The 11,858-nt window shown below is 44.6% G+C and carries 8 protein-coding genes and 1 pseudogene; 6 read left to right on the top strand and 3 right to left on the bottom strand.

Going from position 1 to position 11,858, the window contains the following annotated elements:
• The first annotated feature begins 384 nt into the window (after positions 1-384).
• The gene (locus RLO19_RS25790; protein WP_446335345.1) at positions 385-606 is read left to right on the top strand and encodes a hypothetical protein; all 222 of its coding nucleotides are present in this window, start codon (positions 385-387) and stop codon (positions 604-606) included.
• A 53-nt stretch (positions 607-659) separates the two neighbouring features.
• On the opposite strand, the gene RLO19_RS25785 is transcribed toward RLO19_RS25790, so the two are convergent.
• Together RLO19_RS25785 and RLO19_RS25780 are read right to left on the bottom strand one after the other, a co-directional pair.
• On the bottom strand, positions 660-1,403 hold the full coding sequence (locus RLO19_RS25785) for a hypothetical protein (RefSeq protein ID WP_446360250.1): 744 nt from the start codon (positions 1,401-1,403) through the stop codon (positions 660-662).
• Between the two features lie 189 nt (positions 1,404-1,592).
• Entirely contained in the window at positions 1,593-1,964 is a 372-nt protein-coding gene (locus RLO19_RS25780; RefSeq protein WP_446360249.1) for a hypothetical protein, read from the bottom strand.
• Between the two features lie 361 nt (positions 1,965-2,325).
• Between RLO19_RS25780 and RLO19_RS25775 the strand changes: the two genes are divergently transcribed.
• The 5 genes from RLO19_RS25775 (at position 2,326) to RLO19_RS25755 (ending at position 11,266) form a co-directional block, all read left to right on the top strand.
• Positions 2,326-4,281, top strand: coding sequence for a PAS domain S-box protein (locus tag RLO19_RS25775; RefSeq protein ID WP_446360248.1), 1,956 nt, complete (start codon positions 2,326-2,328; stop codon positions 4,279-4,281).
• Positions 4,282-4,350: 69 nt separating this feature from the next.
• Positions 4,351-6,051 carry a response regulator gene (locus RLO19_RS25770; protein ID WP_446360247.1) on the top strand — a complete coding sequence of 567 codons (1,701 nt, stop codon included), beginning with the start codon at positions 4,351-4,353 and terminating at the stop codon, positions 6,049-6,051.
• A 31-nt stretch (positions 6,052-6,082) separates the two neighbouring features.
• Positions 6,083-7,555 carry an ATP-binding protein gene (locus tag RLO19_RS25765; RefSeq protein ID WP_446360246.1) on the top strand — a complete coding sequence of 491 codons (1,473 nt, stop codon included), beginning with the start codon at positions 6,083-6,085 and terminating at the stop codon, positions 7,553-7,555.
• An 89-nt stretch (positions 7,556-7,644) separates the two neighbouring features.
• The gene (locus tag RLO19_RS25760) at positions 7,645-9,579 is read left to right on the top strand and encodes an ATP-binding protein (protein ID WP_446360245.1); all 1,935 of its coding nucleotides are present in this window, start codon (positions 7,645-7,647) and stop codon (positions 9,577-9,579) included.
• A gap of 109 nt (positions 9,580-9,688) precedes the next feature.
• Positions 9,689-11,266 carry a collagen-like protein gene (locus RLO19_RS25755; protein WP_446360244.1) on the top strand — a complete coding sequence of 526 codons (1,578 nt, stop codon included), beginning with the start codon at positions 9,689-9,691 and terminating at the stop codon, positions 11,264-11,266.
• Positions 11,267-11,463: 197 nt separating this feature from the next.
• Here RLO19_RS25755 and RLO19_RS25750 read toward each other — a convergent pair.
• Positions 11,464-11,817 (bottom strand): annotated as a pseudogene (locus tag RLO19_RS25750) (RNA-guided endonuclease InsQ/TnpB family protein); the annotation flags it as partial.
• Positions 11,818-11,858: the final 41 nt, after the last annotated feature.

Below are 11,858 nucleotides of genomic sequence, written 5' to 3'. Positions count from 1 at the left end.
AAAACCCAGAGCCGAGAGGCATCGCACCTTGAAAACTAGGCTTAGAGGGTTCTGTACAGAAAGGCTTGTACAGGTAAAAAGTCTAAGCAACAAGCACCAGAAAACACATTCTTTCTTGTTTTCAATAGTACGATAGGGCATATCGAAACTAGCTTCTGTAATGGAGCAAAACGCTTCTGGAGAGATGCTCCTCTGGTATGAAATAGGCGACTATTTCATAGTAAGAGTGTTCGATGAAAGAAGAATCCTCACGCCTTTAGGCTGAGGAGTGTCAAACCTAGATTATTTACACCTAGAGAGCAGTCACGCTGTTGTCCCTCCCTGTGGGACAACAGTAATTTTCAAACTTTTAAGATGATAGGCAGTAGTAGCAGGAGATTTTCGATGAGCAACAAAACCAAAATTGTCAAAGAAACCTTTGGAAGTCCTAACCAAGAGGGCTACTATAGTGGGGCTTATATCTTCAGTGACGGCACAGCCGAGTTTGTCTGTGGATATCAAGCTCCTACTGGCAAGAGCAACGGTAGCGAAGAATACTATAACGTAATGCCAGCCACCCCTCAACAGGTCTACGCCAAATATGGAAAATCTGAAGAAAGTGCTTGATTAGCCATCGATACTTAAAGACGCGACTATTTTGTCCTAAATAGCCCAAAAATCTAACCCAAAATGAGCAACCCAGCATAGAGAATTGCCCCCAAAGCAAATGCCCAAAAGCGACTTTGCCGTTCTTCTGGTAGTTCTTCTTTAATCACATTGAGAATAATTCCCCCACCTAGAAAGGCAAACAGTACGGCTAGGGCGGCTTGAGATATTTCCGTGGCTTGTCCAATCGCCCAACCGCACAAAATCGCACCAGCTAAAACCCAGCGCCCGATGCGGTGATAAGCGTCTTGGTGATGCTCCCGTAATCCGTAGTCATTAACAAAAAAGTGCAACGCCATGGCGATAAAAAAGAATAAGAGACTCTCTAATCCCGGTTCCTCGCGATGAATGAGTAGGTAACCAATTAAAAGGTTATAAAGGGAAAATGAACCAATGTGTAACCAAAATATCCCTTGAGAGAGTAGACTTCCAAGCTTGTGCTGATTTTGCCGATACAGTTTAACCAGATGTTCTAAGCCATAGAATACTGTTAATCCCAGAAGCGCAACTAAATAAACATGGCTTTCCAAAAATGCGAGAGCAAATCCTTCTGTCTGCTCAATGGTTCGTTGTCCCTGATTAAGTTCTGGCAATAAATGCACAAAAACATACGCCACCGATGCTCCCCCGGCAAATGATAACCACTGACTGCGAGGAATCGCATCAAGAAAGCGCATTTTTTCACCCAGTAGATGGACAAGCGCTAGGAGTATGGCGAAGATTAACGAGAGCAGCGTGGTTAATGATGAGCTTAACACAGAAGATTGTGCGATCGCGAATACGCGAATAGTAGATAGGAAAAGCAGGGATTGTAGAGACGCGCCATGGCGCGTCTGGAAGCTTCCTTCAACAGAAAGATGTTATTGAAGAAGGCTCTAGGGCACAAAAGGTGTCAACCCCCCTCAAAGCCTTACCAATGACAAAGGACAAATGACAAATGACAAATTCTATTCCCAGGCGTCGAGGTCTATGGCTTTTGAGCCGCCTCTGTCTAGCTGTGCTAAAAGTTTACCCAACTGATACCACACTAACCAACCAATGAATAGAGTTAGGGGTAGGGAGATGGTGTAAGCCAAGAATGTGGGAAAGCTAAAAATTTCGAGCCCAGCCGCCAGAAATACGCAAATTCCGGCGGAAATTCCCAGGAATGGGATGAGTAAGGGGAATCCTTGCATTTGAGCGAGACTGCGTGAGGAACGGTTCTTTGCCCATTCCTGCACCTTTTGTTTCAGCGTGGCTTCAAAGGCTGCACCACAGGTAATCCCAGCCAGTAAACCCATCACTAACAATAAATAAGGCGGTTCCTGAAAATAATACACAAGGCACTCCCAGCTTATAAGTCCAATATAGCCAGATTGTACACTGCTCAAGGGCTAAAAAAGAGACGGGGTGTCGGCTTTTTGGTGTGGGCTGTGGGGTGTGTTACCTGAAGGGTACCTTTATTCGGCGCAATTCATTCACAATTTTTTCACCTTTTAAAGTTAAAATAAATAATTTTTTTATTTTATAATCTTTGATCATCAAGCAAATTAATATTTATTAATTTTCCCTATATCTGATTAAGAAATTTGCTAAATTGAATTAATAAATTCATGATTATTATCAAATAACTTGTTCTTTTATCTTAAGGATTAAAACTCAAACTTGAAGGGTCAAAGTCTCAATTAGTTTGGGAGGAATATGAACCAGCGAGTCAAAGCAAAACTCCAACAAGAAATACGGGATCTGCGCGATCGCTTACAGCAGGCTGAGGCGAAGTTGCAGGCGCTCAGGGGTGAAGATTTTACAGTGATTCAGGCATTTGGTGATAGTACAGGCGATCGCAAATCCACTGCCACTGAAGACAGATTACGTCAACATCAGCAACACCTACAATATCTACTCACCTCCAGCCCGGCGGTGATTTTTAGCACCCAGCCTCATCCAAACTACAAACTGACATACATTAGTGAAAATGTCGCCAATGTTTTGGGTTACGCCGCACAGGAATTTTTGAATGAGTCTCATTTATGGTTAAATCATATTCATCCTGAGGATCTTGACGGGATTCTCCAGCAATTACCCCAAAAATTAAAACAGGGAAATTACTCCTTTGAATACCGTTTCCTCCATGGTGATGGCACGTATCATTGGCTATGCGATGAAGGGAAACTGATTCAGGATGAAATGGGCAACCCGATTGAAGTTGTGGGTTATTGCGTGGATATCAGCGATCGCAAACAAGCGGAATTAGCTTTGAGTCGCAGCCGAGAATTAAAAGAAGCGATTTTTAATGAATCAACCGATGCTCTATTTTTAGTGAATCCAGAAACCGGATTAACCATCGACTGTAATCAACCGGCAGTTAATTTATTTGAAGCCGCGAGCGAAGCTGAACTGATTAATATTGAAGGGCATACTCTCCAAAAATACCGATTCACCCTAGAAGAGTTAAACAGCATCAATCAAGCCATTAATCAGTACGGGGTTTGGAGTAAAGAAGTTGAATATATCACCAAAAAAGGCAGATGCTTCTGGGGAAACTTAGCGGTGAAGCGAATCCAGGTAACTGACAGCGCCTTAAATTTAGTCCGGGTTACTGACATCACTAACCGCAAGGAAGCGGAAAAAGAGCTAAATCTACAGGCTGTGATTACTAAAAATATGGCAGAAGGCATTTGTTTGGTTAGTGTGACTGAGGGGCAGATTGTTTATGCGAATCCCAAGTTTGAGCAGATGTTTGGGTATGACAAAGGTGAACTCACAGGAAAATCGGTATCTATTATCAATTACGAGGATGATGAAATCAGTGCGGAAGAGGTGAAAAGGATGATTAGCCATAACGTGATGCAAAAGGGTGAATATACCTACCAAATCCAGAATGTTAAGAAAGATGGCACACCTTTCTGGTGTCAAGCCACAACATCACTATTTGAGCATCCTGATTATGGCACCGTACTTGTCGCCGTTCAACAAGATATCACCGTGCAAAAACAAGCTAAAGAACAACTGAAAGCCTCCCTGAAAGAAAAAGAAGTCTTGCTCAAGGAAATTCATCACCGGGTTAAGAATAATTTGCAAATTGTCAGTAGTTTGCTACAAATGCAGTCGCGGCGGACTAAAGATCAAGAGGTGGCGTTGGTGTTGCAGGATAGTCAAAATCGCATTGCTTCTATTGCCTTGGTTCATGAAAAATTATATCGGTCAGAGAATTTAGCCCAGATTGATTTTGCCCAATATGTTCCCGATTTAATTACCCATCTGTTTGATTCTTATAACATCAGTTCCAGTCAAGTTCGTATTGCCTATCAGGTTGAGGATATTGCGCTGGCTATTGATACGGCGATTCCCTGTGGTTTAATTTTGAATGAATTGGTTTCTAATTCCCTCAAATATGCATTTCCAGAGAATCGTAAAGGAGAAATTAATATTGCATTTCAGCGCAATTGTGATCACCGGATCACTCTGATTGTCCGTGATAATGGTGTGGGGATACCTAAATCCTTTGATATTGAAACAACAACCTCATTGGGCTTGACACTGGTTTGGGGATTAGTTGAGCAGCTCGATGGAACCTTGGAACTCAACTGTGATTCGGGGACGGAATTTACAATCATTTTTGCCAGTCAAGTTAAAACGAGAAAACAAATCAGATAAAAACGGTAAAAAAAGGATAACTCAATTATGTTTAGTAGACATCCCCCCACCCCTAGATTAAAGGAAGCAATGAAAATTCTCGTGGTTGAAGATGAGAGAATTATCGCGATTAATCTCAAAGAAAGTTTAGAATCTCTGGGATATAAAGTCCCCGCGATCGCAGCGTCGGGAGAAAAGGCGATTGACAAAGCCACAGAGTTCCATCCCGATTTAGTTTTGATGGATATTTGGCTTAAAGGTAATATCGATGGAATTGAAGCGGCGCAGCAAATATGGGAACGCCTGAAAATTCCCACGATTTATGTTACCGGACATTCAGATCAGAGTACTGTAGAACGGGCAAAAATAACCGCTCCCTTTGGCTATATCCTCAAACCCGTCAAAGAACAAGCCCTTTATGTAGCCATTGAAACCGCATTACAGCGATATGAACGAGAGCAATTACTCAGCGCCATCCTCAAAGGGATTGGAGATGGAGTGATTGTTACGGATAAAGACTGTCGGGTTCAGTTTCTCAATCATAAGGCGGAATCGTTAACCGGTTGGCAATTAGCTGACGCCAGGGATCGGGAATTAACTGAAGTATTTAATATTATCGATGAACAAACCCAGCAGCCTGTTGGTGATGTGATTACAGGGGTACTGGAAAAAGACACTATCATTTATCTAGAAGAGCGGATTTTGTTGATCCCCAAACAGGGAAAGGCGATCCCAATTGCGGATAGCATTGCTCCGATTAAAAATAACGACGGTGCGATCGCGGGTGCGGTTTTGGTGTTTCGAGATGCGACGCAACAGCGCTTAGCCCAGGAACAGAATCAAGCCATGGAACGCGCCCGACAATTAGAGTATGACCTGGTGGAACTGCAATGTCTAGATCAGTTCCAAAATGACGGTTTAGGTACGATATCTGGAGAATTGTTAACACCTTTATCCACGATTAAGTTGGCGGTGCGGATGCTGGAAACAATTTTGGATCAACAGAGTTTATTAAGTTCACAAATCCGTGCTGATTCGACAACAATGGCTCGTTACGGGGCGATTTTGCAACAGCAGTGTAACCCCAAACTTAAGCTAGTTAATGATTTGCTGGATATGCAAAGGATTGACGCTCAGGCTTATCCTCTAGAGCTAACATCAATTCGATTCCCAGACTGGATTTATGAGCATGTTGCGCCGTTTCAAGCCTGGGCGACGTTTCAGCAGCAACGTTTTTCTGTTGATATTGCTCCAGATTTGCCACCCCTGGTTTCAGAGTTGTCGAGTCTGACCCGGATCTTGACAGAATTGCTAAATAATGCATTTAACTATACGCCAGCCGGGGAGGAAATTGCGGTAACGGTGCGAGGAGAATGTAGAGACGCGCCATGGCGCGTCTGGGAAGCAGGGGATGTAGGGGCGGGTTTTACAGATAACCTATGGCGACAAACTGATAACTTAACTAAACCCGCCCTTCTAGAGTCAGATAGGGGAATTGCCTCAACACTCAACTCTCACCATTTTACCTTTGCCATTCAGGTGAGTAATTCTGGCGTGGAAATTCCCCTAGAGGAACGGGCGAAAATCTTTGACCCATTCTATCGCATTCCCAATCCCTATCCCTGGAAACCGGGGGGAACGGGTTTGGGGCTAACTGTGGTGAAAAAACTGGTACATCGACTTCAGGGCGAGATTGAGGTTACCAGCGATCGCGACGGAACAAGGTTCACAATTTTTGTACCAACTTTACAATCTCAGGGGATGGAGGTGGATCATGATCATGATCAGTGAAGAATGTTTATCTGAAACTGACACAGCAACGATGACTAGAATTCTGGTTGTGGAAGATGAGAGAATTATTGCTCTCAACCTGAAGGAAAATTTAGAATCTTTAGGTTATACAGTAGTGGAAATCGCCGCTTCTGGGGAAAAAGCCGTGACTAAAGCCAGGGAACTGTATCCCAATTTAGTATTAATGGATATCTGGTTACAGGGGGACATGGATGGAATTTCTGCGGCGCAACAAATTTGGGATGAGTTGCAAATTCCGGTGATTTATTTAACTGGACATTCCGATAAAATTACCTTGGAAAGGGCAAAGGTAACGGCGCCCTTTGGTTATATTCTCAAACCCGTGAATGAACGGCAATTATCGGTTGCGATTGAAATTGCCTTACAGCGCTATGAACGGGAGCAATTTTTGAGTGCGGTGTTGCGGGGAATTGGGGATGGGGTAATTTTGGTGGATCAAGATTGTCGGATTCAGTTTCTAAATCGGGTGGCGGAATCCCTAACCGGATGGGAATTTGCTGATGCCAAAAATCGGGAGTTGACAGAGGTGTTTAACCTTATTGATACACAAACCCAGCATCCTGTCAATAACCCCGTTACTCTGGCGTTAGCACAGGATAGAATCGTTTATCTCACCGATGATATTCTCCTGATTACCAAAAATGGTACACCCCTACCGATCGCAGATAGCGCCGCGCCAATTCGGGATAACCAGGGGAACCTAGCGGGGGCGGTATTGGTGTTCCAAGATATTAGCGATCGCAAGCAAGCCGAAGCCGCACTGCGCCAACAGTTAGCCAGGGAACAACAACTCAACCAGTTCCAACGGCAATTTATTCACACCGTTTCCCATGAATATCGCACACCCCTCTCAATTATTCAAGCCTCAACCTTCCTGATTGAAGCCAATGATTCATCGGGGAAATCTGAGAAAAATCGGCTGAATTGCCAGCGAATTAAACAGGCGGTTAAATATATGGTGGGATTGCTGGAAGATGTGTTAACCTTTGGGCAAGCTGAGGCGGGTCAACTTATCCTTGATCCTGCGCCCTTGGATTTAAAACTCTTCTGTCAACAGATTATTGAAGAATACAGCCTGATTGCGAGTAATCGGTCAGAAATTAAATGGCTCAGTTGCGGTAAAGGTCAAACCGCTTATCTGGACAAAAAAATCCTGCAACTGATTGTGAGAAATTTACTCACAAACGCCCTGAAATATTCTCCCGAACAGAGTCCTGTCTCTCTAACTCTCACCTGTGAAGATAACCGACTGATTGTTGAGGTCAAAGATAAAGGAATTGGCATTCCTTTAGCGGATCAACCCCATATCTTTAATGCATTCCGGCGAGCCAGCAATGCCGGGACTATCCGAGGTTCGGGTATGGGATTAGCAATTGTTAAGAAGGCAGTTGATTTACATGGGGGAACTATATCGGTTGAGAGTTCTTTGGGTGTTGGTACTACATTTACGGTTACGTTACCGTTTTCCAGACTATCGATTTAGTCATCCCAGGCTTTAATTTTGTTCTTTTTTCCCGCAAAGTGTAAGGATATACTTGTGCTGTTCCCTGTCACCCTTGTCAGTTATTTATCATGAAAAGAATATCAAGAGAAATTTCTCAAAGACTAACTAAAATACTCGTGGTTGAAGATGAGATAATTATTGCGACAAACCTGAAAGAACAGTTAGAATGCTTTGGGTATTGTGTTGGCGCGATCGCGACATCGGGAGAGAAGGCAGTGGACATGGCGACAGCACTGTGTCCTGATTTGGTATTGATGGATATTCACCTCCAGGGAGACATGGATGGAATTGAAGCGGCACAGCTTATTTGGGAGCGTTTGTCCATTCCAGTTATTTATGTTACCGGACATTCTGATCCGAGTACATTGGAACGAGTCAAAGTATCTTGTCCCTTTGGCTATATTTTAAAGCCGATTAAAGAACGGGAATTATTTATTGCCATTGATATTGCCTTACATCGCTATGCTAGAGAGCAACTCCTCACCGCCATTTTGCGAGAAATGGGGGATGGGGTAATTTTTATTGATGATCAATGTCGCATCCGTTTTCTCAACGGAGTAGCGCAGACGTTGACAGGGTGGCAGTTTTCTGAGGCAATAGAACAGGAATTAACGGAAGTTTTTCAAGTCGTTGATGCACAGGGAAGACAATCAGTTAACCTACCGATCGACTTAGCGATCCAAAACAAGTTTACTGCGGCTATCCCCAGTCATAGTGTATTAATTTCTCGGCAAAATAGAATGATTCCCATTGGCGGGAGTGTAACGCCAATTCGCGATAAAACCGACAATCTGATTGGCACAGTATTTGTTTTTCAAGACATCAGCAGTTCGACGCAATTAGAGAAAGCAAAATGCGACCTAGAACAGACGTTAACGGCGTTAAAAACGACCCAATTTCAACTCATTCAATCCGAGAAATTATCCAGCGTAGGGCGCATGGCAACGGCATTAATCCAGGAATTCAATAATCCGATTACCTGGATTTGTGGGAATATTGTCCTCGGTCGGTCTTATTTCCGCGATATGTTAAACCTGCTGCAACTTTATCAGCAAGCTTATCCTGAGCCGACGTCAGACATTCAGCAGTTACGGGAGCGGATTGATTTAGAGTTTATTGCCCAAGATTGGCAAAAAATGTTTAATTCGATTCAGATGGGCGCCGAACGTCTGATGGATGTGACGCTATCTCTGCAAGCGCTACGGAATTTTTCGACATTGGATGAACTGGATCAAAAGACTGTTGATATTAATGAAACAATTGATTCGACATTATTTTTGATCCAGCATCGGCTCAAGTCCCAAGGAAAAAAGGCAGAGATTCAGGTGCTCAAAAACTATAGTCAATTGCCATTCTTTAGGGGTTATGCCAGTCAGTTGCATCAGGTGTTGATCCATCTGTTAAATAATGCCATTGATGCGATAGAAGTGAAGGATGTACCGGGTATCATTAGAATAGAGACAAACGTTATTCATCATCAGGTTTCATTCCCATCCGTCGGGAAATCCGTAGGGGAATTCGTCGGGAAATCCGTCGGGGAATCCGTCGGGGAATCCGTCGGGAAATCCGTCGGGAAATCCGTCGGGGAATCCGTCGGGGAATCCGTCGGGGCGAAGCATTCGCGCCCGGATGTATCGGAGTTTTACCCAAATCCCAACGCGAATGCTTCGCCCAACCCCACATCAAACGATGCAGATGTATCGAATTTCTACCCAAATCCCAACCCCACATCAAACAGCAAAAATGCCCTTATCCCCAATCCCCCAACAGAAAACGTTGTAAGTATTCGCATTACCGATAATGGCTGTGGGATGAGTGGAGAGGTAAAAAAACAACTCTTTGACCCATTTTTCACGACAAAACCTGTGGGGACAGCCGTAGGATTAGGATTATCGGTTAGCTATAAAATTGTGGTTGAGAAACATGGCGGGAAAATCCGGTGTCATTCAGTCGAGGGTGAGGGAACAACCTTTGAAATTGAGTTACCTGTTATTAGTTATTAGTCATTCGTCATTGGTTATTTGTCATTTGTTTCATCTAAATTTTCTCCCCTATCTCCCCTATTTCCCCTATCTTCTTGATGGGGATTGGGCGAAGCATTCGCGTTGAGATGTGAATAGAAAACCGATAGATTTGGGCGCGAATGCGAGAGCCCCTACGAATACCCCATCTCCCCCATCTCCCCTATCTCCCCCAGCGACAAATTTTTTCCATCTGGAACCAATCCCCAAGAACGCCAGTCATCCCTTAATTGGGGAAATTTACCCCAAGGAAGACAGAATTCTATTGGTGTCAATGTATTTCTCTGGAAAGCTATCCTTAATTCTATTAACCCTAACCTTCTCCTTTATCCTACCCCCGACATCAAAATCCCTCTTCTGTCCCTTAGTGGCGTGGAGTAGTCATCCAGAACGGGAATTTGGAGATAATGGTCGAGATGGTACCGATGGACCTGTGGGGAGACGGGGACGAGATGGGGAAAATCGCACGATTTTTACTGATGGTTCTCCGATTAATCTAGATTTGTCGGGAGGAGATGGCGGGGATGGGGATGATGGGAAACGCGGAGAGGATGGAGATTGTTCCCGACAACCCCGAAACGTGGAGTATGACCTGCAAGCGGCGGATGGGGGCGATGGCGGAGATGGGGGGAATGGCGGAGATGGGGGGAATGGTGGCTCGTTGACGGTTTATTATACAAATCGAGACGATTTAAAACAAATCTATATCCGTTCCGTTGGCGGACGAGGTGGACGTTCTGGACGCGGCGCAGATGGGGGAGAGGGGTGTGAGTGTGATGATCAACGTTGGGAGGTGGAAACCTGTACCAAAAAATCAGACAATAGTGAAGTAGATTGTAAAACAGAGAGATTTGAGTGTAAAGACGGAGACGATGGTCGAGAGGGTCGAGAGGGTCAAGGGGGAAAAGAGGGAAGCCTGGGTACACTGACATTAATTAATCGTACAGAAGCGCTACCACAAGATCGACCCACCGTTACAGTTACTCTACCCCAACTACAAAACGGCGCGATCGCACTCTCTGTGAATCAATGGCAAACTCGTAGTGGTGCAACTGCTTTACTCGCACCCAATTCGATTATCGCCAATCAGTATCGGGAGTTTGTCGGACGTTTAGAAGGTTCCTTCGAGTTGGTTTGGAATGCACAACGGGCGATTACCGATTTCTATAATCAACCCCTCTCCCTCAGTCTCAAATCCAATCAACGCATTGATGTATCCTTGCCCAAAGAGGTTTGGTTTGATGGCACAATGTCTCAACAGGGGGGTGTAACCCAGTTTGTCGTCACCAATGCGCTACTAGAAAAAGAAGCCACTCAACTGACGCGGGCAGATTTTGCCGGAAATCGTTCCGACTTAACCTTTAGTGTCGTGGATTTAGCTGGGAAGTCCGACATGCTGGACACCCAATTCTCGTTAAAATATCGCACCGCCAATTCCGGCGATCGCTTCCGTCGATTCTATGATTATAGAACCCGGTATGACGGGATTATTCCGGCGGAACTCGTCACCCGCCATAACAACCGCTATACCCTAGAAATAGGCAAACTCCCCATAGAAGCTGAATACCTGCGTCCCGGAGTCGCGATTGAGATTGAATTAATCGCCACTCGTTCCTTTGCGGGAAACTCAGCGCACCAGGAAATGAATTGGCGCGGAGAAATTCGTTGACACTCCCACGGCGATAGAGCGCGTGGGATTCTGTATTCAACGTCAGAACTTGCTCTACTAGGCTTGCGCTCCTGTTGCGTAGAGGCTCCAACTCCAACAGCGTTACTTTGGGGATGCCCTCCCCTAGATTTTGCTTTGAGCAAAATGTTTATCGCCGCATTCCAATCTCTTTGCAGAATTAATCCACACTTGCAAACGTGGGTTCTTGTGCTAAGGGACTTTTTCACAATCGCCTTGCACTGGCTGCATTCAATAGATGTGTACTGGGGTGGAACGGCAATAGCTAATCTTCCAAACTTGGCGGCGAAATGCTCTAACCACTGTCTGAACTGATACCAGCTAGCATCAGCAATTGACTTAGCCAGACAGTGATTTTTAAGCATATTGGCGACCCTTAAGTTTTCATAGGCTACTAAGTCGTTAGACTTGCAAACGTGACGCGCCAGTCTTTTGGCGTGTTCGGTACGTTGCCTACTTACTCTTAAGTGTTTCTTGGAATATTGGCCCCTTGCTTTACGGCGTCCAGTTGAACCTTTGACCTTTTTGTAGATAGCCCGTTGGCTGCGCTTAATATCAGTTTCTGCCTTACGGA

This window comes from Coleofasciculus sp. G2-EDA-02 (assembly GCF_040226375.1).
GTDB lineage: Bacteria > Cyanobacteriota > Cyanobacteriia > Cyanobacteriales > Coleofasciculaceae > Coleofasciculus.
The sequence above is the reverse complement of the archived record's forward strand: the minus strand, read 5'-3'. Positions and strand labels throughout refer to the sequence as shown.